Genomic DNA, 24,313 nt, shown 5'->3' with positions numbered 1-24,313 from the left:
TCAGGCTGCGTGGGTGGCGGTGGCGCGGTGGGCGAGTTCCTGCCGGACCAGCGGCAGGACGTGACGGGCGTAGTCGACGGCGTCGTTGAGCGGGTCGTAGCCCCGGATCGACAGCAGGTCGCAGCCGATGTCGACGTAGTCGAGGAGCGCCTTGGCGACGGTCTCCGGGGAGCCGACCAGGGCGGTGGAGGCCCCGGCCGCGTTGGTGGCGACCGCCGGGGCGGTCCACAGGCAGCGGTCGTGGACCTCGCCCCGTTCGGCGATGTCGAGCAGCCGCTGCGAACCGACGTTGGCGGGACGGCCACTGGTCTTGTAGTGCCGCAGCAACTCGGTGTTCTTCGTCTGGTCCTTCAGCACGCCCAACGTGCGGTGCGCCTTCTCCCAGGCCAGTTCGTCGGTGGGCGCGATGATCGGGCGGAACGACACCCAGATACGGGGGTCGGGGCGCCCGGCGGCCCGGGCGACCGCGTTGACGGCGGCGATCTGCTCCGCCGTCTCCTTCAGCGGCTCGCCCCACAGCCCGAAGATGTCGCCCTGCTGCCCGCCGACCCGATAGGCGTCCTGCGAGGACCCGCCCACCGAGATCGGGACCAGCCCGTTCACCGGCTTCACATCGGAGTGGTAGCCCTCGAAGCGGAAGTGCTTCCCCTCGTGCGAGACGGGCCCGTCGGCCTGCCACACCTTCCTGAGGATCTGGATGTATTCGTCCGAACGCTCGTACCGCTCCCTCTTGTCGAGGTAGTCCCCCTCCCTGCGCTGCTCCTCGTCGCTGCCCCCGGAGATGATGTGCAGGGTCAGCCGGCCGCCGCTGATCCGGTCCAGGGTGGCGAGCGCGCGGGCCGCGTGCGTCGGGAAGATCACCCCCGGCCGGTGCGCCAGGATCGGCCGGACCCGCTCGGTGTGCGTGGCGACGAACTGGGCGATCTGGAAGGCGTCCGGCGAGGCCGAATGGTAGGCGACCAGCGTGTGGTCGAAGCCCCCGTCGTCCAGGGCGCGGGCGTACTTGCGCAGGTACTGCACGTCGAGAGCGGTACGGCTCGACGCGGCCGGACCCGAGGCCCCGGCGTCGGTGTGGACGGCGCTGATGAACTCGACAGGCATGAGCAACTCCTTCTGGGAAGCGCCTACTTGAGGACGGATGTGTCGGCAGACTTCGCCACGTCGACGCTCGGATCGAGGACCCCGATCCCGTGCATCAGGTCGGCCACGCCCTGGACGGTGGTGTTCACGTCGTCCGTGATCGGCAGGACCTTGCTGTACGCGGCCGAGGCGAGCGTCTTCGCCACGGAGGCATCGGCGCCGTTGCGGGTCTCGATGGCGTCGGCGTACTCCTCCTGGTGGGTGCTGGTCCACTCCAGGGCGGTACCGAGACGCTTCAGGAAGTCGCCGAGCGCGGCCTTCTTCGCGCGGTCCGCGAGCGCCTCGTCGGAGGCCCCGACGAAGCCGTAGCCGCTGACCCGCCCGTCCGCGCCGTCGACCAGCAGCTTGCCGCCCTGCTCCAGGGCCACCGCCTGGTACACCCCGAAGATCGCCCAGACCTTGATCTTCCCGGAGGCGAAGGCGGCCTGCGCGTCGGTCGGAAGCAGGTACTGCACCGTGACGTCGGAGTACTTCAGCCCGTTCTGCCGGAGCACATTGGCGAGCAGGTACTCGGAGATGCTGCCCTTCGCCGAGGAGACGACGACCTTCTGACCCTTGAGGTCCTTGACGCTGTCGATGCCCGAGTCCTTGCGCACGACGAGGCCGACATGCGTCCCGTCGTTCTTCAGCGCGGCCACGTTCTTGAACTTCACGCCACCGCTGAGCGCCTGGAGCGCCGGCAGGTCCGCCGAGAACGTGGTGTCGGCGGCACCCGCCTGCACGGCCTGGTACAGCGGGGCGGCGCCCTCGAACTCGGCCCACTTCACCTTGTAGTCGGCGCCCTTCAGCGCTCCCGACGCGGCGACGATCGTCTGAAGGGTCTTGGCCTGGTCACCGATGGTGAGGGTGACCTTCTGCGCGGACGAGGCGTCGGCGGCGGAGTCCGCGCCGCAGCCGGTCAGCGCCAACAGGGCGGTGAGGCTCAGCGCGGCGGTGGCGAGTCTGCGGATCACGAGGGGGTTCCTTCCAGGGTGCGGGTGACGCCGAGCCAGTCGAGGAGCCGGGCGCGCAGGGAGACGAAGTCGGGGGCGGTGAGATCGCGGGGGCGGGGCAGGTCGACGGTGAGCTCGTGCGCGATCCGGCCCTCGTCCATGACCAGGACCCGGTCGGCGAGCAGCAGCGCCTCCTCCACGTCATGCGTGACCAGGAGGATCGCGCAGCCGTGCACCTGCCACAGCTCCGCGACGAGTTGCTGCACCCTGCCGCGGGTGAGGGCGTCGAGTGCCCCGAACGGCTCGTCCAGCAGCAGGAGTTCGGGCTCCCGGACCAGGGCGCGGGCCAGCGAGACCCGCTGGGCCTGTCCGCCGGAGAGGGTCTTGGGCCAGACGTCGGCGCGTTCCGCGATGCCCACCTCGTCGAGCGCCTTGCGGGCCAGCGCCTTGTCGGCCCGCCCGGGCAGCCCGAGGACGACGTTGCGCCACACCTTCAGCCAGGGCAGCAGCCGGGGCGACTGGAACGCGGCACTGCGCCGCGCCGGCACGGTCACCTCGCCGCCGATCTCCTCGTCGAGCCCGGCCAGGATCCGCAGCAGCGTCGACTTGCCGCAGCCGCTGTGCCCGAGCAGGGCCACGAACTCGCCCTCACGGATGTCGAGATCGAGGTCGTGCAGGACGGTGTTGCCTTCGAAGGCTCGCGAAAGCCCTCGTATCTCCACGCTGTTGGCCATGCCGCTCACGCCTCGCCCTCGAAGTTGGCCCGCCAGGTCAGCAGCCGCCGCGACAGGATCCGTACGGCGAAGTCGCAGGCGAGCCCGAGCAGCGCGTACACGACGAGGCACAGCACGATGACGTCCGTGCGGAAGTACTGCTGGGCATTGCTCATCAGATAGCCGAGGCCCGCGTCCGCGTTGATCTGCTCGGCGAAGACCAGCGCCAGCCAGGCGGTGGACAGGGCGTACCGGAGCCCCACGAGGGCGCCGGGCAGCGCGCTCGGCAGGATCACGTAGGCGATCAGCCCCAGTCGGCCCAGCCCCATCATCCGTGCCGCCTCGACGAGTTGGGCGTCGGTGGAGCGGATGCCGCCGTAGATGTTGAAGTACAGCGGGTAGGTCACGCCGAGCGCGACCAGGGCGATCTTCGGGGTCTCCTCGATGCCGAACCAGACGATGAACAGCGGGATGAGACCCACCCAGGGGATCGCCCGGAACATGCCCATCGAGGAGTCGATGACGTCCTCGCCGAGCCGGAACAGCCCGGCCAGCAGGGCGAGGCTCAGCGCGATCGTGGCGCCGATCAGAAAGCCGGTGGCGGCGCGGCGTCCCGACGCGGCTATGGCACTGGGGAGTTCGCCGTTCTTCGTCAGTGCGACGGCCTGGTCGATGACGTCGACGGGGGAGGCGAGCACGGACTCCGGGAGCACTCCGGTGGCCGAGGTCAGGAACCACAGCAGGACCAGGCCGACGGGACCTGCGGCCCGCCGTACGGAACGCGGGACGGTGCGGCGGCGGTCGGACTTCGCCGTGCCGCGGATGGTGACCCGGGTGGAGAGTCCGGGGACGGAGGTGTCGGGCGCCAGTGGTGTCGTGGTCATGGACGGCTTCCCTTCGCAGCGGGCCGCGCGGGATCGGCCGACCAGGCGGACCAGGAGCCGGGGAAGAGCGTCGCGCTGAACCCGGCGATCTCCAGGGCGGCGATCTGGTGGGCGGCGGTGACCCCGGAGCCGCAGTAGACGCCGATGCGTTTCCCGCCCGCCGCCCCCTTCTCCTCGAACCGCCTGCGCAGCACATCGGCCGGGAGGAAGGCGCCGTCCGCCGCCAGGTTCTCCCCGGTCGGTGCGGACACCGCGCCCGGGATGTGCCCGGCGCGCGGATCCACCGGTTCCACCTCGCCCCGGTACCGCTCACCGGCACGGGCGTCCAACAGCAGCCCGGCAGAAGCCAGTTCGGCGGCGCCGTCGGCGTCGGTGACCGGCAGCCCGCCGTACCGCAGGACGACGTCACCGGGAGCCGGATCCGCCGGGAACCCGGACTCCAGTGGCAGCCCGGCCGTTCGCCAGGCACCCAACGCCCCGTCGAGCAGGGTCACTTCGCCGATCCCCGCGTACCGCAGAAGCCACCAGGCGCGCGCCGCCGCCGTGTTGCCGAGGTCGTCGTACACCACCACGGACCGGCCCTCGCCGACACCCCATCGACGGGCCGCGCTCTGTAGCTCGGCGACGTCCGGCAGCGGATGCCGGCCGCTCGCCCCGCCGGGCGGCGCGGCCAGTTCGGCGTCCAGGTCGACGTAGACCGCGCCCGGGACGTGCCCCTCGGCGTAGTGGTCGCGGCCGTGCGGGTCGCCCAGCGCCCAGCGCACGTCGAGCACGACCGGCGGCCGGTCTCCGGACAACCGTGCACGCAGGTCCTCGACGGCGATCGTCACGCTCATACGAGACCCTCCGCGATCAACGGCAGCTCGGGCGAGAGCCGCAGCCGCTCCAGGAACAGCACGACGGTCGCGGCGACCGTGCGGTGCAGGGCGTCGTTGAGGACGTCGTGCCGGCCGCCGCGGAAGGTCACCGGGCGGACGGACGTGCCCGCGTAGGCTTCGTCCACCGGGCTCACCCTGTCGTTCGCGCCGTGCAGCGCCAGCACCGGAACCCGTACGCCGTCCAGGGAGTGCGCGACCGGAGCCTCGCCGAGCGCGCCCCGCCGGAAGTCCGGGTCGGCCGTCAGACGTCCCCGGTGCGTCGGGCAGGCGGTGCGCGCCTCGGCCTCCTCCTCCCAACTCCCCGCGGTCCACGCACCGGTGGGCAGTCCGGCCAGGATCAGAGCGTCGACGCCCGCGGTCCGCTCGGCGGCGAGCCGGACGGCGTACGAGGCGCCGGTGTCGGAGCCCACGAGGACCTTCGGGCCGGGCAGGGACTCGTCGGAGAGCAGCTTGGCCGCCTCGTCGAGCACCGCCGGGTCGGCGGCCGGGTCGCCGAGGGCACGCACCCGGTAGGCGTCGAAGGCGAGGCGGCGGCCGAACCGCTCGTACACACCGCCGTGTTCGCCGCGCCCGGCCAGCACGATCAGCGCGCCGCGCGGGGCGAGGCCTTCGGGTTCGTCCCAGGAGAAGAAGGGCATGACAGGGCAACTCCCATGAAGAGGGCAGAAGAAAGGGCAGGCCACGACAGCTGTCACGTGTCAGTGATCAGTGGGGCCGGAAGGAGTGCGGAGAACGCCGGGGAAGGGCGGAAGAGGTCAGCGACAGCGCGCGCTGCACGCCACGCCGAAGTCGATGACTCGGCGCTGCGTCAGAAGGGCAGCAGAAGCGGTCGCGTGCAACATGCGCCCATCATGACCGACCGTGACCGAAAGCGTCCAACGATGATTCCGCATCGAAATCGATCAGGTATCGCGATCGAACGCCCGGACGACTAACGTCACCGCCATGTCCCGACCCGTGCTCGACATCGTGGCCCTGCGCAGTCTGACCGCGATCGCCGACTGCGGCGGATTCCACCGTGCCGCCCAGACCCTCGCCCTGAGCCAGTCCGCGGTGAGCCAGCATGTGCGCAAGCTGGAGAAGACCCTCGGCCGGCCCGTCGTCGAACGGGAGGGCCGCGGCACCCGGTTCACACCCGCCGGACGCCTTCTGCTCGAACAGGCCCGCCGTGTCCTCGCCGTTCACGACGAGGCCGTACGCGCCCTCCTCGACGTCGACGTCGACACCGTCACCATCGGCTCCACCGAGCACGCCGCCGACCAGTTCCTGCCCCGGCTCACCGCCGCCGTGCAGCAGGTGCGCCCCGGCTGCCGGGTCCGCTACCGCATCGACCGCTCCGCCCGTCTGGTGGAGGCCGTGGAACGCGGCAGCGTGGACGTCGCGGTGTACGTCACCGAGGCCGCCGCCACCGAGGGCACCCCGGTCGGCGGACTCCCGCTCACCTGGCACGCCACCCCCGGCTGGCGGCCCCCGCCCGCCCCCGCGCCCGTGCCGCTGGTCGCGATCGAGGACCCGTGCGCGATCCGCCGCCGCGCCATCTCGACCCTCGCCGCGCACGGGGTGCCCGCCATGGTCGTCGGCGACGCCGGCTATCTCGCGGGCGTCCTCGACATCGCCCGCACCGGCCAGGGCGTGGCCCTGCTGGCCGCCGTGGGACCGGCCCCCGACGGACTCACCCCCTGCCCGTCCCTGCCCTCCGTCACCCCCATCCCGATGAGCGCGCTGGCCCGGTCCGGAGCAGATCCGGCGACGGTCGAGGCGGCGTTCGGGGCGGTACGGGAACTGCTGCACGCGGAGCACGGCCGGCCCCGCGGCACATGATCCGGAACGAGCCCGTGATCCAACCGACGACAACCCGCGGGGTTCACCGCGCCGCGGGACCTCGCCCGCTCGATCGCGACACCCCGGGCAGAGCGCTCAGACGCGCCCGAGCATCCGCTCCAGCACCGCCCGCTGCAGCGGCAGCACCTCGGTGTGCAGGTCGCGGCCCTTACGGGTGAGGGCGACCCAGACTCCGCGCCGGTCCTCGACGCAGACGGAACGCTCCACGAGGCCTTCCTTCTCCAGCCGGCCTATGAGGCGGGACAGCGCGCTCTGGCTGAGATGCACCCGTCCGACGAGGTTCTGCACCCGGCAGTGATCGCCCTCCCGGGGCGCCTCGGAGGCGAGGATGTCGAGCACTTCGAAGTCACTCGCACCGAGGCCGTGCGGGTGCAGCGCACGATCGATCTCGCACATCGTGCGCGCGTGCACCGACAGGATGTCCCGCCACCGCTCCTCGAGGCCCGCCCCGGCCGTCTTCGCTGCCATACCCGCACGGTAACACCGATCCGGACATTTGTTGCCCGTGCAACTAGTGCGGGCGCAAGCAGTTCGCTACGAGGGGTCCTGGAGCAGCCCGACCAGGTTGCCGTCCGCGTCCTTCACAAAGGCGATCAGCCGGCCGTTGCCGACGTCCTGGGCGTCCTGCAACAGCTCCGCGCCCGCCGCGACCAGCGCCGCGAGCCGCTCGCGCAGGTCCGTGACGTGCCAGTACGGAACCGGCCCGGTCATGCCCTTGGCGTGGCCGTTCGGGTCGAGGCCGACGTCCTGCCCGGCAGCCCTGAAGCCGACGTAGTAGGGCTCGTCGGCGTACGGCTCGACCTCCAGCAGCGCGCTGAACAGGGCCTTCGCCCGATCGAGGTCCTTGACGGGGTAGATGATCGTCTGCAGGCCGGCGGTGGTCATGGCGTCCTCCTGGGTGACATGCGATGCGCGGAACGCGTCCGTGTTCCCGCACTTCTCACGCTAGGCCGACGGGCCGCGAGACGGCTTCTCCGATCCTGACCGGTTCCCGGATCCCGGACCAGGACCACCGTCCCCGCTCCCCTCTACGTCGACTGCCGCTCCACCAGTTCCGTGGGCAGGATCACCGCCGCCGGATCCTCGCCGCCGATCTGCGCGAGCAGCACCCGGACCATCTCGGCGCTGATCCGGTCGTACGGCTGCCGGATGGTCGTCAGCTGGGGGCGGGCGGCCAGGGCGGCCGAGGAGTCGTCGAAGCCGCCGACGGACACGTCCTGGGGGACGCTTCGCCCCGCTCGCTCCAGTGCGGTCAGCACACCCTGTGCCATCAGGTCGGACGCGACGAACACGGCGTCCAGGTCCGGGCGCCGGTCCAGCAGCCGCTCCGCGCCCGCCTCGCCGCTGGCCCGGCTGTAGTCGCCGGAGACGACGAGGCGCTCGTCGTACTCGATGCCCGCCTCGGTGAGGATCTCGCGGTAGCCCGCCAGACGCTCCACACCGCCCGGGGTGTCGAGCGGGCCGGTGACCATGCCGATACGGCGGCGGCCCAGCGACAGGAGATGGCGGACCATGTCCCGGGCGCCGTCGCGGTCGGCCGCCGCCACATAGCTCACCTTGGAGCCGAGGCCGATCGGCTTGCCGCACGCGACGAGCGGGACGCCCGCCTCGCACAGCTCCTGCGCGACCGGGTCCCCGGAGTGACTGGAGACCAGCAGCACCCCGTCCACGTGCCCCGCGGTGATGTACCGCGTGATGCGGCGCCGCTCGTCCTCCGTGCCGGCCAGCATCAGCAGCAGCGGGATGTCGTGCGCGGCCAGCGCCTGGGTGCAACCGCGCAGCAGGACGTTGAAGTTGGGGTCCTCGAAGAACCGCTCCTGAGGCTCCGTGAGCAGGAAGCCCACCGAGTCGGAACGGCCGGTGATCAGCGAGCGGGCGTGCCGGTTGACGACGTAACCCGTCCTGCGGATGGCGGCGTTGACCGCCTCCGCCGCGGCCGGGCTGACGTAGTGCCCCCCGTTGAGCACGCGCGAGACGGTGCCCCGTGAGACTCCCGCCTCCCGCGCCACGTCGTGGATGGTCGGTGGTTTGCGTCGGCCACCCGCACCATTGTTCATGGTCATGACTTTACGGCTCCGGACAGCAGGTCCAGGCTCCAGAACCGCTGAACGACCAGGAACAGCGCCACGAGCGGGATCACCGCGAGGAACGCGCCGGTGATCACCAGCGTGTACAGGGCCGGCTGGTTGGAGCCCTGCTCCAGCAAGGTGAACAGACCCAGGGTGATCGGGAACTTCTCGTCGTCGCTGAGCATGATGTACGGCAGCAGGAAGTTGTTCCAGACCGCCACGAACTGGAACAGGAACACCGTGACCAGCCCGGGGATCATCATCGGCAGCGCGATCCGGGTGAAGATCCGCCACTCGCTCGCCCCGTCCATCCGGCCGGCCTCCACCACGTCGGCGGGCACGGCCGCGGCCGCGTAGATGCGCGCGAGGTAGACGCCGTACGGGGAGAGGATCTGCGGCAGCAGCACGGACCAGTAGGAGTCCGTGAGGTCGGCGTTCGCCATCAGCAGGTACTGCGGGACGGCGAGGATGATCGGCGGCATCAGTACGCCCGCGAGCAGGATGTTGAACATCGTCTCGCGGCCGCGGAAGCGGTAGATCGCCAGCGCGTACCCGCTGACCGCGGACACGCACGTCGACAGCAGCGCCCCGAGACCGGCGTAGAGGGCGGAGTTGCCCATCCACGTCCAGTACACGCCGTCGCGGTAGGCGTTGAGATCCTTGAGGTTGTCGGCGAAGCCCGTGCCGGGCAGGAACGTGAACGTCGAGAACAGCTCACGCCCGGACTTGGTGGACGCGATCACCACCCACGCCACCGGGAGGAGACAGTAGAGGGCCCCCAGCAGCAGCGTGATCGTGGGGACCAGCGAGATCCTGCTGCGCAGCGGCGGGCGGCTACGGGCCGCGCCCGAGGTGCCGGCCGCCGACGGCGCCTTCTGTACGGCAAGAGAACTCATTGCGCTGCCTCCTGCTTGTTACGACGGTTCGCGGCCCGCAGGAAGCCGAACGACAGCACCAGCGTGGCGAGCGCGATGATCACGGCCTCGGCGGCCGCCTGGTAGATGTCACCGGTGCCGAACGCGTCCCGGTACACCTTCATCAGCGGACTCCAGGTGGTGGACACGGAGTTGGTGAGCGGCTTCAGGGTGGTCGGCTCGTTGAACACCTGGAGCGTGGCGATGATCGAGAAGAAGAAGGTCAGCACCAGCGAGGGCGCCACCATCGGGATCTTGATCCTCAGCGCGATCTGCAGCGGGGTGGCGCCGTCCAGCTTCGCCGCCTCGTACACCTCGGCCGGGATGGCCTGCAACGAGGTGTAGATGACGATCATGTTGAAGCCGGTGCCGCCCCAGATCGCGATGTTGGAGAGGGCGAGATAGAGGGGACCGCCGTCCAGCAGGTCCGGCTGCGGCAGGCCCAGCTTCTCCAGCACGAAGTAGAAGGGGCTGACGTCCGGCAGATACAGGAAGCCCCACAGCAGCGCCGCCACCACGCCGGGGATGGCGTACGGCAGGAAGATCGCGAGCCGGGTGAACGGGGCGAGCCGCACCTTCTCGGAGTCGAGCATCAGCGCGAACAGCAGCGCCAGGCCCAGCATCAGCGGGACGACGATGCAGCCGTACCCGAGGACGCGCAGCGCGCCGTCGACCAGCTCGCTGTCGGTGAGGGCGTCGGTGTAGTTCTCGACGCCGGCCCAGACCTCGCTGCGGGCTCCGGCGCCCAGGCCGAGTCCGGAGACCTTCACCTTGTGGAAGCTGAGCCAGACCGCGTACCCGATGGGCAGCGCGAAGAACAGGGCGAAGAGTATCGTCGCGGGGATGAGGAAGGCGTACGGGGCCCCCTTGACCCCGTACGACTTCCGGCGTGCGGTGGTCACTCGGAGACCTCGAAGCCCTGCTTCTTCATGTCGGCGACGGTGGCCGACTGCATCTTGGCCAGGGCGGCGGAGAAGTCCGACTTGTCCTTGGCGGCGGCGCCGAACGCGTCCTTGAAGGTCGTGTAGGCGACGTTCACGTTCGGGCCCCAGGCCGAGGGCGCCGTGGTCTTCGCGATCTTGGCGGCCAGGGTGTAGAAGTCCGCCTGCGTCGAGAAGTAGTCCGGCGGGGTGGTGAAGGCGCCGCTGAGCTGGGCGGAGGTGGACGCCGGGTAGATGCCGCCCTCCTTGGCCAGCGCGGTGAGCGCGTCGCCGTCGGTGTTCAGCCAGGCGGCGAACTTCGCGGCGGCCTCCTTGTGCTTGGAGTCCGTCGTCACGGCCGTGGAGGATCCGCCCCAACTGCCGGTGACGTTCTCGCTGTTCGACCACTGGGGGAGCGGGGCCATGGCCCACTTGCCCTTGGTGTCGGGCGCGGCGGTGGTCAGGGTGCCCGGGGCCCAGACGGCGGAGACCCAGGCGATCTGCTTGCCGGTGTTGAGCGCCTTGTTCCAGGCCGGGGTGTACATCGGCTGGTTGTCGATGGCGCCCTCCTTGACGAGGCCGCCCCAGAAGTCGGCGACCTTCTTGGTGGCCGCGTCGTCGATGCCGACCTTCCACTTGTCGCCGGAGGTGGTCCACCACTTGGCGCCGGCCTGCTGGGCGAGGCCCGCGAAGAGACCGGAGTCGTTGGCGGAGAACGTGGTGAGGTCGGTGTCCGGGGCCTTCTTCTTCAGCGCGCGGGCGGTCTCGGCGAACTGCTCCCAGGTGGTGGGGACCGTCAGGCCGTACTGCTTGAAGAGGTCGGCGCGGTAGTAGAACATCATCGGGCCGATGTCCTGCGGCACCGCGTAGACGGCGTCCGTGCCCAGCGTGGTCTGCTGCCAGACGCCGTCGGCGAACTTGGCCTTGGCGTCGCCGACGTTCTTCGCTATGTCCGCCAGCGCGTCATTGCTGACCAGCGTCGGCAGCGCCTGGTACTCGGCCTGGACCAGGTCCGGGGCCTTGCCGGCGGTGTGCGCGGTGAGGATCTTGGTGACCAGCGTGTCGCCGGACGCCTGCTTCTTCACGGTGACCGTGATCTGGTCCTTCTTGCCCTGGCCCTTGTTCCACAGGTCCACGACCTTGTCCATGCCGGGCGTCCACGTCCAGTACGTGAGCGAGACCGGACCGGACTCGGCGCCGCCGTCGTCGTCGGACGAGCCGCAGGCTGCGAGGGCGGTGGCGCCGAGCGTGACGGCGATGGCGGATGCCGCGAATCTGCGGAGCCGGCGGCGCTTCGTGTTGGGCATGGATCTCTCCCCTGACCTGGGTCCTGGTGTCTGTGAGCGTTCACAGTAGAGAAACATCCCGGACACTTGTCAATGGTTGTTGCTGTGCGGTTATGTTGGGCCCGCACCGCCCGCAGCTGTGTGTGCACGTTCCCAAATGATCGATTAAACGGGAGAAATCCATGCCGGCGACCAACCCCAGGGGCCTCACCGGGCTCGCCTTCGGTGGGGACTACAACCCCGAGCAATGGCCGGAAAGCGTCTGGCAGGACGACGTCCGGCTGATGCGCGAGGCCGGCGTCACCATGGTGAGCGTCGGGATCTTCTCCTGGGCCCTGCTGGAGCCCGCTCCCGGGGAGTACGACTTCGGCTGGCTCGACCGCATCATCGGACTGCTGCACGAGAACGGCATCCGCGTCGACCTGGGCACGCCCACCGTGGCCCCGCCGGTCTGGTTCTACCGACGCCACCCCGAGGCGCTTCCGGTGACTCCCGAGGGCGTGCGCTACGAGTTCGGCTCCCGCGCCGCGATCTGCCACAGCAACGCGGACTACCGCGCCGCCGCGGCGAACATCACCACCCAGCTCGCGCAGCGCTACGGCGACCACCCGGCGCTGGCGATGTGGCACGTGCACAACGAGTACGGCGTCCCCGTCTCGGCCTGCTACTGCGACTCCTGCGCCGCCCACTTCCGCCGCTGGCTGGAGACGACGTACGGCACGATCGACGCGGTCAACGCGGCCTGGGGCACCGCCTTCTGGGGCCAGCGGTACGCGAGCTTCGAGGACGTCAACCCGCCGCGCGCCACCCCGACCGTCGGCAACCCGGGCCAGGCCCTCGACTACAAGCGGTTCGCCGACGCCACCATGCGCGAGAACTTCGTGGCGGAGCGGGACATCCTGCACCGCCTCGCGCCCGGCCTCCCGGTGACGACCAACTTCATGACCGCCCTCAGCCAGTGCGACTCGGTCGACTACTGGGCCTGGGGCCGCGAGGTCGACATCGTCACCAACGACCACTACCTGATCACCGACGGCCGGCGCACCCACGTCAACCTCGCGATGGCCGCCGACCTCACCCGCTCCGTCGGCGCCGGCGCCCCCTGGATCCTGCTGGAGCACTCCACCTCGGGCATCAACTGGCAGCCGCGCAACCCGGCCAAGGCCCCCGGCCAGATGGCCCGCAACTCCCTGGCGCACGTGGCCCGCGGCTCGGAGGGCGCCATGTTCTTCCAGTGGCGGCAGTCCCGGCGCGGCGCCGAGAAGTTCCACTCGGCGATGGTCCCGCACGGCGGCACCGACACCCGCGTGTGGCGCGAGGTCGTCGAGCTCGGCGCCTCGCTCGACTCCCTCGCCCCGATCCGCGGCACCCGCACCGAGGCCGATGCGGCGGTGCTCTGGGACTGGCACTCCTGGTGGGCGCAGAACCTCGCCTGGCGCCCCAGCGAGGACGCCGACCCGCGCGAGCGCGCCGACGCCTTCTACGAGGCCCTCTACGACCGCCACCTCACCGTCGACTTCGCCCACCCCGAGTCCGACCTCTCGACGTACCCGCTGGTCGTGGTGCCCGCCCTCTACCTGATGACGGAGGCGGCCGGGCACAACCTCAAGGAGTACGTCGAGAACGGCGGCACCCTCGTCGTGTCGTACTTCTCCGGCATCGTCGACGAGCACGACGCCGTCCACGAGGGCGCCTACCCGGGCGCGCTCCGGGACGTCCTGGGCCTCACCGTCGAGGAGTTCTCACCGCTGCTGCAGGGCGAGAACATCCGGCTCACCGGCCCGGACGGCTCCGAGCTGGCCGGCGACGTATGGACCGAGTTCGTCGTCCCGCGCGGCGCCGAGACCGTCTGGACCTACGCCGACGGCCTCACCGCGGGCCACCCCGCCGTCACCCGGCACCGCCTCGGCGAGGGCACCGCCTGGTACGTCTCCACCCGCCTCGGCCCCGACGGCCTGGACGCGCTGCTCGGCTGCGCAGCCGAGGACGCGAGCATCGCCCCGCGCGCCGATCTGCCCCACGACGTCGAGGTCGTGCGCCGCTCCGGAGAGACGGGCAGCTACCTCTTCGCCGTCAACCACACCGCCACCGACGCCAAGGTGCCGCTGGACACCACCGGCACCGAACTGCTGACGGGCGAACGCGCCGCCGGCCGCCTCGCGGTCCCGGCGGGAGCCGTCCGGGTCGTACGACTCGACGGCTGAGCCGACTCCCCCTTCGCCCGTGGAGCCGCGAGCCGCGGGCGGAGGGGGTCCCTCACCGCACCACCGGCACCACCGAGGGAACCCCATCCCCATCACGTCGAAGGGACGACGGACGACGATGTTCCATCCCAGACGCACCTTGAGAGCCCTGCTGCTGCCGCTCGCCGCGGGACTCTCCTTCATCGCCCTGCCTGCGCAGACCGCCCAGGCGGCCTCCACCCTCACCAACGCCGGCTTCGAGACGGACGGCGCCGGCACCGCGACGCCGACCGGCTGGTCCACGTACTCGGCGGCCGGCCAGAACTCCGCCTCCTTCGCCGAGGCCGGCGGACACAGCGGCGGCTACCGGCTGACCCACTGGGCGTCCACCGCCTACAAGGTGGAGACCTACCAGTACCTGTCGGGGCTGACCAACGGCGCCTACAAGCTCTCCGCCTGGGTCCGCTCCGGCGGCGGCCAGAACTCCGCCTACATAGCCCTGAAGAACTGCGGCAGTTCGGAACAGCGCACCGATCTCCCCGTCTCTTCGAGCGGGTGGATCCACATCGTCACGCCGATCAACGTGACCAACAACCAGTGCACCGTCAGCATCAACAGCGACGCCAACGCCGGCAACTGGATCAACGTCGACGACCTGACCTTCACCTCCGGCACGACCGGACTGTCGATCAAGGGCTCCGACATCTCCTCCCTCGCCAAGAGCGAGGCCAAGGGCGGTGTCTACAGGACGAGTTCGGGCACGGCCGGCGACGCGGTCACCATCCTGAAGAACGCCGGCATGAACTACGCGCGCCTGAAGGTCTGGGTCGACCCGGCCGACGGCTACAACAACAAGACGCGCGTCCTCGCCGTCGCCAAGCGCGTCAAGGCCGCCGGCATGAAGCTCCTGGTCGACTTCCACTACTCGGACACCTGGGCCGACCCGGGCACCCAGACCAAGCCCGCCGCGTGGTCCGGCCACTCGTACAGCCAGCTCAAGACGGACGTGTACAACCACACCTACGACGTGCTGAACGCGCTGAAGGCGCAGGGCACCACCGCCGACATGGTCCAGGTGGGCAACGAGATCAACGGCGGCATGATGTGGTCCGAGGGGTCCACCGACAACTGGGGTCAGCTGGCCGGTCTGCTCAACTCCGGCTACGACGCCGTCAAGGCCGTCAACTCGTCCACTGCCGTCGCCCTTCACCTCGCCAAGGGCGGTGACCTGAGCGGCACCCGCTGGTGGTTCGACAGCGCCGTCTCCAACGGCGTGAAGTTCGACGCCATCGGTCTGTCGTACTACGGGTACTGGCACGGCACGCTCGCCGACTTCCAGACCACCCTGGACGACGCCGCGTCCCGCTACGCCAAGCCGGTGTTCCTCGCCGAGACGGCCTACCCCTTCCGGCTCGACAGCGACGACTCGCTCACCAACCAGATCGACCTGTCCTCCGAACTGGTCACCGGCTACCCGGCGACCCCGGCCGGCCAGCTGGCGTGGATGAACGCCGTCGCGAACATCGTGGAGGCCGTCCCGAACGGCCGCGGCCTCGGCGTCTTCTACTGGGAGGCGACCTGGACGGCCGTCACCGGCAACGGCTGGGACCCGGCCGACGCCGCCTCCGGCAACGGCTGGGAGAACCAGGCCCTGTTCGGCTACGACGACAAGGCCCTGTCCTCCATGTCGTGGTTCAGCCACCGCTGATCCCCACAAGCCCGTGCAGCAGGGGCCCGGCCGCACCGCGCGGCCCGGGCCCCTGCCCGTTTCCCGGCGATGTTCCGAACACCCTTGTGAGGCAAGGCTGTTCGATCCCAGCCAAGGCTCGCGGAGTACGGGACACGGCGGCCCCGACTGCGGAAGAGTGGGAAGACGCGGTACGAGGAGGCCCGGACGGAGGGGGACGACGATGCTGAGGACTCCCGTAAGTGAGAGGCGACGGGACATCCTGGAGTGGCTGAAGGACCCGGCCCGGCACTTCCCGCCACAACGGCACGGCGACCTCGTCGAGGACGGCGTCACCGCGGACCTCGTCGCGGCGAAACTGGGTGTGCCCCGCCAGGTGGCCGACACCCACCTCGCCCTGCTCGCGGGCATCGGCCTGCTGCGCGCCAAGCGGCTCAGGCGCCGTACGTACTACCGACGCGACGAGATGCGCATCGCCCAAGTGGCGCGCATGTTCGAGAAGGGGTGGTAGAGAACGTCGGGAAGGGGCCGTAGAGGACAGCGGGATCGCTTTCCGGAAAGGCCCGGCAAAGGACCATGGCGACGACCTGTCGGTGACATGCCCGCCTGCGAGGATGGCCGCCTCCTGAAGGAAGGGCGGACCCCCTATGGACCGTCGGACGCCACTCGTCCCCCTCCGGTACCTCACTCTCCCCGGGCGCGGCCCGGAGGACGTCGTCGCCGATCCGAGAGGGCGTGTGCTGACCGGGGTGTCGGACGGGCGGATCCTGCGCGTCGACGGTCTGGACGACCCGCCCACGGCCCGCGTCGAGCACGTCGGTGAGATCGGCGGCCGTCCGCTCGGCCTCGAACTCCTTCCGGACGGCGACCTGTTGGTGTGCTGCGCCGACGGCGCGCTGCTGCGCGTCGACCCCGACGGCGGCACCGGCAACGTCCGGGTGCTGACCGAGTCGGCGGCGGGGGAGCGGCTGCGCTTCTGCAGCAACGTCGTCGCCCTGCCCGACGGCACCGTCTACTTCACCGTCTCCAGCCGGGTCCACCCCTTGGCGGACTGGATGGGCGAGATCGTCGAACACACCGGCACCGGACGCCTGTTGCGACTCGCCCCGGGCGCCCGCGAGGCCGAAGTCGCCCTGGAGGGACTCCAGTTCGCCAACGGCCTCGCCCGCAGCGCCGACGACTCCTTCCTCATCGTCGCCGAGACCGGCGCCCGCCGCCTCACCCGCTATCAGCTCACCGGTCCCCGGGCCGGACAGGCCGAGCCCCTCGTCGAGGACCTGCCGGGCTTCCCCGACAACCTGTGGCGCGGCGCGCCCGACGGCCCCGTCTGGGTCGCGCTGGCCGGCCCGCCCGTCCCGCCGCTCGACCTCCTGCACCGCGCCGCCCCCGCTGTCCGCCGCCGCGCCGCCCGGCTCGCCGCGAGCACGCCCTACCGGCCCTCGGGCGGCGCCGGTGTGCTGGCGATCGACGACGACGGCCGGATCCTGCACCACCTCACCCGCCGCCGCTCCGGCTTCCGCATGGTCACCAGCGTCTGCGAGACCGGCGGCCGGTTGGTCCTGGGCAGCCTCTGGGAGCGGGGCATCGCGGTCTGTGAGGCGCCCGTGACCAAGTGAGACGGCGCTACCCTGGTGCCCTTCCGTGATCACCCCGGCCAGGGGGCAGTCCCGGACCGGGCAGGAGACGTACGACATGACAGCCCCGGAGGCCGAGAGCCTTCGCAGCAGCGCTCCACGGAGGACCACCGGGACGGGCCGGCTCCCGGTGGTCGCCGTCGTGGCCGTGGGCGGCGGCCTCGGCGCCGTCGCCCGGTACGCGGCCGCGCTGTGGTGGCCCACCGAGGCCGGCGGATTCCCCTGGACGACCTTCTGGGTGAACATCGTCGGCTGCGCGGTGATCGGCGTGTTCCTGGTGCTGATCACCGAGGCCGTGACGGCCCACCCGCTGGTGCGGCCGTTCTTCGGCACCGGCGTGCTCGGCGGCTTCACCACCTTCTCGACGTACGCCGTCGACATCCAGCGGCTCTTCGACCAGGGTCGTCCCGGCACGGCGCTGGCCTACCTCGCCGCGACCCTGCTCGCGGCGCTCTCGGCGGTGTGGCTCGCGGCCACCGCGACCCGCCGTGTTCTGCGGTGGAGGCAGTCATGACCAGGCTGACCGGCAGCGCCCTGCGGCTGACCGTGTTCGTCGGCGAGAGCGACACCTGGCGCCGCAAGCCGCTCTACGCGGAGATCGTGCACCGCGCGCACGCGGCCGGTCTGGCCGGCGCCAGCGTCTTCCGCGGCATCGAGGGCTTCGGCGCGTCCTCGATCGTGCACACCTCCCGGCTGCTCTCGCTCAGCGAGGACCTGCCGGTGGCCGTCGTCGTCGTGGACACCGAGGAGCGGGTGCGGGCCTTTCTGCCCGAGCTCGACGAGCTGGTCACGGAGGGGATGGTGACCCTCGACCCGTGCGAGGTGATCAGGTATGTCGGCCGCGGAGAGAACCAGGGCGATTCGGACACGAAGGGTAAGAACTCGTTGTGAACTGGCTGGTGGTCGTCGCCGGCGGCATGATCGGCGCCCCGCTGCGCTATCTGACCGACCGGGCGGTGCAGTTCCGGCACGACTCGGTCTTCCCCTGGGGCACCTTCGTCGTCAACATCGTCGGCTGTCTCGTCCTCGGCACGCTGACCGGCGCTGCCGCCGGGCCTGACCTGCGACTTTTCCTGGGCACGGGGTTCTGTGGAGCGCTGACGACGTACTCGACCTTCGGGTACGAGACCCTGCGGCTGACCGAGACGGGCGCGGGGCTGTATGCCGTCGCCAATGTCATGGGGAGTGTGGTGGCGGGCCTCGGGGCCGCGTTCGCCGGGGTGGCGATAGGCCAGGCGGTGTGGCCGTAGCCGGCCGGTCGCACCCGCGCCTGGTAGGACTGGCCCCCGCACTGTCGACCACCGACCACCGACCTCCTCAGAACTGGATTCCATGAGCGCCATCTCCGTCGGCCAAGCCGTCGTCCTCGGAGCCGTCGAGGGAGTGACCGAGTTCCTCCCCGTCTCCTCCACCGGCCATCTGAAGATCGCCGAAGGCCTGATGAGCATCCCGGTCGACGACGACGCCGTCGTCGGGTTCTCCGCCGTCATCCAGGTCGGGGCGATCGCCGCCGTGCTCGTGTACTTCCGCAAGGACATCGTGCGGATCGTGTCCGCCTGGTTCCGGGGTCTCAGGAGCCGCGAGGAGCGTCACCACCACGACTACAAGTTCGCCTGGTGGGTGATCTACGCGACGATCCCCATCGTCGTCGTGGGGCTCGCCGCCAAGCCGCTCATCGAAGGGCCGCTGGCCTCGCTGTGGGTGGTCGCCGGCTCGCTGATCGCCGGCAGCGGCGTGATGTGGGCGGCCGACCAGATGGGCCGGCACAAGCGCGGCGAGGACGACACCTCGTTCAAGGACGCGATGCTGGTCGGCAGCTCCCAGATCCTCGCGCTGCTCTTCCCCGGCTTCTCCCGTTCGGGCGCCACCATGTCCACCGCGCTCATGCTCGACCTGGACCGGGTCGCCGCCACCCGACTGTCGTTCTTCCTCGGCATCCCCGCCCTGACCGGCGCCGGGATCTACGAGCTGAAGGACGCGCTCGGCACCGGCGCGGGCGCGGCGCCCCTGGTCGTCGGCACGGCCGTGTCCTTCGTGGTCGCCTACGCCTCCATCGCCTGGCTGCTGAAATTCGTCGCCAAGCACTCGTTCAACGCGTTCGTGATCTACCGGATCGTCATCGGCCTGACACTGTTCGGACTGCTGGCCACCGGGGTCCTGGACAGCTGACCGACGGACGACGAGCGAAGTCCCCGCAGGGGGCGGGAAGTTGCCATTCAGGCCGCCCGCCCCCTGAATTTTTGTTTTCGGGCGTCTTGACAGCGACCTTCGGCCACCGGAGTATCACTCCCGTGAACCTGTCAGACAGCCAGACAGGTGGCGGGGTACCGCGGCGCGTCAGCGCGATGGAAGCGGTACTCACCCACCTCCGTGGCGCCATCGAGCGCGGCGAGTACGCCATCGGCGACAAGCTCCCTTCCGAGGCCGAGCTCTGCCGCACCCTCGAGGTGTCCCGGCCCGTGCTGCGCGAGGCCCTGCGCGCCCTGCAGACCATGGGCCTGACGGTCGCCAAGACCGGCAAGGGCACCTTCGTGATCGCGAACACCGTCGAGGACCCCACCTTCGGCGACTACGCGGCCAGCGACCTGCTCGAGGTCCGCCGGCACGTCGAGATCCCGGTCGCCGGGTACGCGGCCCTGCGCCGCACCCCGGAGAACCTGGACCACCTCGCCCATCTGCTCGACCGCATGGAACGGGAGACGGACACCACCGCCTGGGTCGCGATGGACACCCTCTTCCACCTGGCCGTCGCCGAAGCCGCCCAGAACCCGGTCTTCCGCCGGGTCATCGAGGAGATCCGGGACGCGCTGGCGCGTCAGTCGGCCTTCCTCAACGAACTGGGCGGCCGGCGCGAGCAGTCCAACCGCGAGCACCGGGCGATCGTCGAGGCCCTGATCGACGGTTCCGAACCCGACGCGGTGGAGGCCATGAGCCATCACCTCGACCGCGTCGAGACGACCCTCACCGACATCGTGCGTGCCCCGCGCACCAACCCTCACCTGGAAGGCGGACCCGCGGCGTGAGCGACCAGCACCTCAAAGACGAGACGCAGACCTCCCCCCGTCACGTCGACGCCGGAGACGAGGGCTACAGCAAGTCGCTGAAGTCCCGGCACGTCAACATGATCGCCATCGGCGGAGCCATCGGCACCGGCCTCTTCCTCGGCGCGGGCGGCCGTCTCGCCGACGCCGGCCCGTCCCTGTTCGTCGCGTACGCCGTCTGCGGCCTCTTCGCGTTCCTGGTCGTGCGCGCCCTGGGCGAGCTCGTCCTGTACCGGCCCTCGTCCGGCGCCTTCGTGTCGTACGCCCGCGAGTTCCTCGGCGAGAAGGGCGCGTACGTCGCGGGCTGGATGTACTTCCTGAACTGGGCCACCACCGGCATCGCCGACATCACCGCGGTGGCCGTCTACACCCACTACTGGGGCATGTTCTCCGACATCCCGCAGTGGGTGATCGCCCTGATCGCCCTGGCCGTGGTCCTCACCGTGAACCTGATCTCGGTGAAGCTGTTCGGCGAACTGGAGTTCTGGTTCGCGATCATCAAGGTCAGCGCCCTCGTCGTCTTCATGCTCATCGGCATCTTCCTGCTGGTCACCCAGCACCCCGTCGACGGCAGCACGCCCGGCCCCTCCCTGATCACCGACAACGGCGGCGTCTTCCCCAACGGCCTGCTGCCCATGCTGCTGATCATCCAGGGCGTCGTCTTCGCCTACGCGTCGGTCGAACTGGTCGGCGTCGCCGCGGGCGAGACCGAGAACCCCGAGAAGATCATGCCCAAGGCGATCAACTCGATCATGTGGCGGGTGGGCCTGTTCTACGTCGGCTCGGTCGTCCTGCTGTCGATGCTGCTGCCGTGGAACAAGTACACGTCCGGCGAGAGCCCCTTCGTGACGGTCCTGTCCAACATCGGCATCCCGGCGGCCGGCGGCGTGATGAACCTCGTCGTCCTCACCGCGGCCATGTCCTCGCTCAACTCCGGCCTGTACTCCACCGGCCGCATCCTGCGCTCCATGGCGATGTCCGGCTCCGCGCCGAAGTTCACCGGCGTGATGAGCCGCAGCCAGGTCCCGTACGGCGGCATTCTGCTCACCAGCGGTATCTGTGTCCTGGGCGTCGGTCTGAACTTCGTGGTCCCGGCGGACGCCTTCGAGATCGTCCTGAACTTCGCGGCGATCGGCATCCTCTCCACCTGGGGCATGATCATGATCTGTCACCTCCTCTTCTGGCAGAAGACCCAGAAGGGCGAGCTGACCCGCCCGAGCTACCGGCTCCCGGGCTCCCCCTGGACCGAACTCGTGACGCTGTTCTTCCTCGCCTCGGTCCTGGTCCTCATGTACGCCGACGGCGGCGCCGGACGCACCACCGTGCTGTGCCTGCCGCTGATCGTCGCAGCGCTCGTGGCCGGCTGGTACGCCATCCGCCGCAACCTCGCGCGCACCGCGGCCAAGGCCGACAAGGCCGGCGCATGACCCCGGCGCCGCCCCACGACAACCCACGAGCGATCCAGGCAGTGATGTACAGCAGTTCCCTCGCCGACGCCCCCGCGATCCGCGAACCCCTGCACGCACCCGTCGCCCACCTCGTCCGCGGCGGGGTGACCGAGGGCGTCCACTACGGCTCCGTCGTCGTCCTCTGCGCCGACGGTGAGGTCGAGCTCCAGCTCGGCGACATCGAGGCAGCCTTCTACCCGCGCTCGGCGCTCAAGCCCGTCCAGGCCGTCGCCATGGTCCGGGCCGGGCTGCCGCTCGACGGCGAGCTGCTCTCGCTCGCCGCCGCCAGCCACTCCGGCGAGGAACGGCATCTCGCCGGGACCCGCCGGATCCTGGAGCTGGCCGGTCTCACCGAGGACGACCTGCGCAACGTCACGGACCTGCCGTATGACCCGGCGGTCCGCGACGCGTGGATCCGGGACGGCCGCGAGCCCTCCCGGCTCGCGCAGAACTGCTCCGGCAAGCACGCGGCGATGCTGTACACCTGCAAGCTCAACGGCTGGTCCCTCGACGACCACCTCGCCCCGGAGCACCCGCTCCAGCAGGCGATCGCCGAGATCGTCGAGGACCTCACCGGCCAGCGGATCGCCCGGGTCACCGTCGACGGGTGCGGCGCCCCCCTCTTCTCCGTCTCCCTGCACGGCCTCGCCCGGTCCGCCGCCCGCATCACCACGGCGGCCCCGGGCACCCCCGAGGCCCGGGTCGCGGACGCCATGCGCGACCACGCCGAGATGGCCTCCGGCGCCGGCCGGGACGTGGCCGCCCTGATGCGGGCCGTCCCCGGCCTGCTCGCCAAGGACGGCTTCGAGGGCGTCGAGGTCGCCGCCCTCCCGGACGGCCGGGCCGTCGCCGTCAAGATCTCCGACGGCGCGAACCGGGCACGCGTCCCGGTCACCGCGGCCGCGCTCGCCCGGGCCGGCGTCGACCCCGCGCTCCTCACCGAATTCGCGGGCGAGCCGCTCCTCGGCGGCGGCCGACCGGTCGGCTCCGTCCGCCCGGTCCGTGCCCTGGACCCGGTCACGGTACGGGCCTGCGCGTAGCGCTCCGCGGGCCGGGCCGTTGTTCGTCCGCGGCCCGGCCGTGGCCGGTCGCGCCCCGCGGCGCAGCCGGATATGTCACAGCCCCGCGCCCCTGGCAGGGGTCCCGGTCGGGCCCTCGTGCCCGGCCCCTGAACCGCCGGTCCGGTCACCACCGGGCCGGGGCCCGACCGGCTCGGGCGGGCGTCATCCCGTACCGCCCGAGCCGGCCGCCACCACGCCAGATGTCACCCGCACGCCTCACCCTCCCCCTCAGAAAGAGGCCGCACCCTCATGACCGCCGCCGTCACCCGCAGCGAACACGATCTGCTCGGAGACCGGGACGTCCCGGCCGACGCGTACTGGGGCGTCCACACCCTGCGCGCCACGGAGAACTTCCCCATCACCGGCACGCCGATCTCCGCCTACCCGCACCTCATCGACGCCCTCGCCGCCGTCAAGGAGGCCGCCGCCCTGGCCAACGAGGAGCTCGGCCTGCTGGCGCCGGACAAGGCGGCCGCCATCGTCGCCGCCTGCCGGGAGATCCGCGCGGGCAAGCTGCACGACCAGTTCGTGGTGGACGTCATCCAGGGCGGCGCCGGCACCTCGACCAACATGAACGCCAACGAGGTCGTCGCCAACCGGGCCCTCGAGCTGCTGGGGCACGAGAAGGGGCAGTACGGGTACCTGCACCCCAACGAGGACGTCAACCTGGGGCAGTCCACCAACGACGTCTACCCGACCGCCGTCAAGATAGCGACGGTCCTCGCGGTGCGTGGACTGCTCAAGGCGATGGCCGTCCTGCAGGACGCGTTCGCCCGTAAGGCCGTCGAGTTCCGCAACGTGCTCAAGATGGGCCGTACACAGTTGCAGGACGCGGTGCCCATGACGCTCGGTCAGGAGTTCTCCGCCTATGCCGTCATGATCGACGAGGACCGCAACCGTCTCGACGAGGCCGTCCAGTTGATCCATGAGATCAACCTCGGCGCCACGGCGATCGGGACCGCGCTCAACGCGCCCGCCGGATACGCCGAGTCGGCCCGCCGCCACCTCGCCGAGATCACCGGGCTGCCGCTCGTCACCGCCGCCAACCTCGTCGAAGCCACCCAGGACTGCGGTGCGTTCGTCCAGATGTCCGGGGTGCTCAAGCGCGTCGCCGTCAAGCTCAGCAAGAGCTGCAACGACCTGCGGCTGCTGTCGTCCGGTCCGCGGGCCGGCCTCGGCGAGATCAACCTGCCGCCCGTGCAGGCCGGTTCGTCCATCATGCCCGGCAAGGTCAACCCGGTGATCCCCGAGGTCGTCAACCAGGTCGCCTTCGAGGTGATCGGCAACGACGTCACCATCACCATGGCCGCCGAGGCCGGACAGCTCCAGCTCAACGCCTTCGAGCCGATCATCCTGCACTCCCTCTCGGAGAGCATCACCCATCTGCGCGCCGCCTGTCTGACCCTCGCCGAGCGCTGTGTGGACGGCATCACCGCCAACACCGAGGCGCTGCGCGCGACGGTCGAGAACTCCATCGGCCTGGTCACCGCCCTCAACCCGCACATCGGGTACACGGCGGCCACCGACATCGCCAAGGAGGCCCTCGCCACCGGGCGCGGCGTCGCCGAACTCGTCCTGGAGAAGGGCCTGTTGCCCGCCGAGCGACTCGCCGACCTGCTGCGTCCCGAGGTCCTCGCGGGCAGCGGATCCGGCATCGCCTGAGCCACGGCCGCGCACCAGG

General features: G+C 70.7%; 25 protein-coding genes. 13 read left to right on the top strand and 12 right to left on the bottom strand.

The window, feature by feature from the left end; translation table 11 throughout:
* The 6 genes from ABZ725_RS38235 to ABZ725_RS38210 are packed head-to-tail and all read right to left on the bottom strand — an operon-like array spanning position 1 to position 5,185.
* A complete protein-coding gene (locus ABZ725_RS38235; protein WP_358807000.1) occupies positions 1-1,101 on the bottom strand; it encodes an LLM class flavin-dependent oxidoreductase in 1,101 nt (366 codons plus the stop codon).
* A 23-nt stretch (positions 1,102-1,124) separates the two neighbouring features.
* Entirely contained in the window at positions 1,125-2,093 is a 969-nt protein-coding gene (locus tag ABZ725_RS38230) for an ABC transporter substrate-binding protein (RefSeq protein WP_358806999.1), read from the bottom strand.
* On the bottom strand, positions 2,090-2,806 hold the full coding sequence (locus ABZ725_RS38225; protein WP_351911909.1) for an ABC transporter ATP-binding protein: 717 nt from the start codon (positions 2,804-2,806) through the stop codon (positions 2,090-2,092). Before ABZ725_RS38225 ends, ABZ725_RS38230 begins: the two co-directional genes overlap by 4 nt.
* A 5-nt stretch (positions 2,807-2,811) precedes the next feature.
* Complete coding sequence (locus ABZ725_RS38220) at positions 2,812-3,669, bottom strand: ABC transporter permease (protein WP_358806998.1); 858 nt, start codon at positions 3,667-3,669, stop codon at positions 2,812-2,814.
* Positions 3,666-4,505, bottom strand: a complete 840-nt coding sequence (locus tag ABZ725_RS38215; protein WP_358806997.1) for a sulfurtransferase — start codon at positions 4,503-4,505, stop codon at positions 3,666-3,668. Before ABZ725_RS38215 ends, ABZ725_RS38220 begins: the two co-directional genes overlap by 4 nt.
* Complete coding sequence (locus ABZ725_RS38210) at positions 4,502-5,185, bottom strand: lysophospholipase (RefSeq protein ID WP_358806996.1); 684 nt, start codon at positions 5,183-5,185, stop codon at positions 4,502-4,504. Before ABZ725_RS38210 ends, ABZ725_RS38215 begins: the two co-directional genes overlap by 4 nt.
* A 307-nt stretch (positions 5,186-5,492) precedes the next feature.
* On the opposite strand from ABZ725_RS38210, the gene ABZ725_RS38205 reads away from it, so the two are divergent.
* Positions 5,493-6,368 (top strand): LysR family transcriptional regulator, encoded by an 876-nt coding sequence (locus tag ABZ725_RS38205; protein ID WP_358806995.1) that lies wholly within the window; start codon positions 5,493-5,495, stop codon positions 6,366-6,368.
* A 96-nt stretch (positions 6,369-6,464) separates the two neighbouring features.
* Here ABZ725_RS38205 and ABZ725_RS38200 read toward each other — a convergent pair whose 3' ends face one another.
* The 6 genes from ABZ725_RS38200 to ABZ725_RS38175 all read right to left on the bottom strand — a co-directional run bounded on the left by ABZ725_RS38200 (position 6,465) and on the right by ABZ725_RS38175 (position 11,599).
* Complete coding sequence (locus ABZ725_RS38200) at positions 6,465-6,857, bottom strand: MarR family transcriptional regulator (protein ID WP_358806994.1); 393 nt, start codon at positions 6,855-6,857, stop codon at positions 6,465-6,467.
* Positions 6,858-6,923: 66 nt separating this feature from the next.
* Entirely contained in the window at positions 6,924-7,274 is a 351-nt protein-coding gene (locus ABZ725_RS38195; protein WP_358806993.1) for a VOC family protein, read from the bottom strand.
* A gap of 143 nt (positions 7,275-7,417) precedes the next feature.
* Entirely contained in the window at positions 7,418-8,452 is a 1,035-nt protein-coding gene (locus ABZ725_RS38190) for a LacI family DNA-binding transcriptional regulator (RefSeq protein ID WP_358806992.1), read from the bottom strand.
* The gene (locus ABZ725_RS38185; RefSeq protein ID WP_351911925.1) at positions 8,449-9,354 is read right to left on the bottom strand and encodes a carbohydrate ABC transporter permease; all 906 of its coding nucleotides are present in this window, start codon (positions 9,352-9,354) and stop codon (positions 8,449-8,451) included. The genes ABZ725_RS38190 and ABZ725_RS38185 overlap by 4 nt, the downstream gene beginning before the upstream one ends.
* Complete coding sequence (locus ABZ725_RS38180; protein WP_358806991.1) at positions 9,351-10,274, bottom strand: sugar ABC transporter permease; 924 nt, start codon at positions 10,272-10,274, stop codon at positions 9,351-9,353. Before ABZ725_RS38180 ends, ABZ725_RS38185 begins: the two co-directional genes overlap by 4 nt.
* Positions 10,271-11,599, bottom strand: a complete 1,329-nt coding sequence (locus tag ABZ725_RS38175; protein ID WP_358806990.1) for an extracellular solute-binding protein — start codon at positions 11,597-11,599, stop codon at positions 10,271-10,273. The genes ABZ725_RS38180 and ABZ725_RS38175 overlap by 4 nt, the downstream gene beginning before the upstream one ends.
* Before the next feature lie 161 nt (positions 11,600-11,760).
* On the opposite strand from ABZ725_RS38175, the gene ABZ725_RS38170 reads away from it, so the two are divergent.
* The 12 genes from ABZ725_RS38170 to aspA all read left to right on the top strand — a co-directional run bounded on the left by ABZ725_RS38170 (position 11,761) and on the right by aspA (position 24,294).
* A complete protein-coding gene (locus ABZ725_RS38170; protein ID WP_358806989.1) occupies positions 11,761-13,782 on the top strand; it encodes a beta-galactosidase in 2,022 nt (673 codons plus the stop codon).
* Between the two features lie 118 nt (positions 13,783-13,900).
* Complete coding sequence (locus ABZ725_RS38165) at positions 13,901-15,469, top strand: arabinogalactan endo-1,4-beta-galactosidase (protein WP_358806988.1); 1,569 nt, start codon at positions 13,901-13,903, stop codon at positions 15,467-15,469.
* A gap of 202 nt (positions 15,470-15,671) precedes the next feature.
* Positions 15,672-15,959, top strand: a complete 288-nt coding sequence (locus tag ABZ725_RS38160) for an ArsR family transcriptional regulator (RefSeq protein WP_358806987.1) — start codon at positions 15,672-15,674, stop codon at positions 15,957-15,959.
* A 136-nt stretch (positions 15,960-16,095) separates the two neighbouring features.
* A complete protein-coding gene (locus ABZ725_RS38155; RefSeq protein WP_358806986.1) occupies positions 16,096-17,064 on the top strand; it encodes an SMP-30/gluconolactonase/LRE family protein in 969 nt (322 codons plus the stop codon).
* Positions 17,065-17,140: 76 nt separating this feature from the next.
* Positions 17,141-17,596 (top strand): fluoride efflux transporter CrcB, encoded by a 456-nt coding sequence (gene crcB / locus ABZ725_RS38150; RefSeq protein WP_358806985.1) that lies wholly within the window; start codon positions 17,141-17,143, stop codon positions 17,594-17,596.
* On the top strand, positions 17,593-17,973 hold the full coding sequence (locus ABZ725_RS38145) for a DUF190 domain-containing protein (RefSeq protein WP_358806984.1): 381 nt from the start codon (positions 17,593-17,595) through the stop codon (positions 17,971-17,973). Before crcB (ABZ725_RS38150) ends, ABZ725_RS38145 begins: the two co-directional genes overlap by 4 nt.
* A complete protein-coding gene (gene crcB, locus ABZ725_RS38140) occupies positions 17,970-18,332 on the top strand; it encodes a fluoride efflux transporter CrcB (RefSeq protein ID WP_358806983.1) in 363 nt (120 codons plus the stop codon). Before ABZ725_RS38145 ends, crcB (ABZ725_RS38140) begins: the two co-directional genes overlap by 4 nt.
* Positions 18,333-18,414: 82 nt before the next feature.
* Complete coding sequence (locus ABZ725_RS38135; RefSeq protein ID WP_358806982.1) at positions 18,415-19,251, top strand: undecaprenyl-diphosphate phosphatase; 837 nt, start codon at positions 18,415-18,417, stop codon at positions 19,249-19,251.
* A 176-nt stretch (positions 19,252-19,427) separates the two neighbouring features.
* Positions 19,428-20,105 (top strand): FadR/GntR family transcriptional regulator, encoded by a 678-nt coding sequence (locus ABZ725_RS38130; protein WP_079664390.1) that lies wholly within the window; start codon positions 19,428-19,430, stop codon positions 20,103-20,105.
* A complete protein-coding gene (locus ABZ725_RS38125; RefSeq protein ID WP_351911946.1) occupies positions 20,102-21,550 on the top strand; it encodes an amino acid permease in 1,449 nt (482 codons plus the stop codon). Before ABZ725_RS38130 ends, ABZ725_RS38125 begins: the two co-directional genes overlap by 4 nt.
* A 44-nt stretch (positions 21,551-21,594) precedes the next feature.
* Complete coding sequence (locus tag ABZ725_RS38120; RefSeq protein ID WP_358806981.1) at positions 21,595-22,611, top strand: asparaginase; 1,017 nt, start codon at positions 21,595-21,597, stop codon at positions 22,609-22,611.
* A gap of 270 nt (positions 22,612-22,881) precedes the next feature.
* Positions 22,882-24,294 (top strand): aspartate ammonia-lyase, encoded by a 1,413-nt coding sequence (gene aspA, locus ABZ725_RS38115; protein ID WP_351911950.1) that lies wholly within the window; start codon positions 22,882-22,884, stop codon positions 24,292-24,294.
* Positions 24,295-24,313: the final 19 nt, after the last annotated feature.

The organism is Streptomyces sp. NPDC006872 (genome assembly GCF_040635845.1).
Lineage (GTDB): Bacteria > Actinomycetota > Actinomycetes > Streptomycetales > Streptomycetaceae > Streptomyces.
Note: the sequence above shows the minus strand (reverse complement) of the source record. Positions and strands in the feature narration are given on the sequence as shown.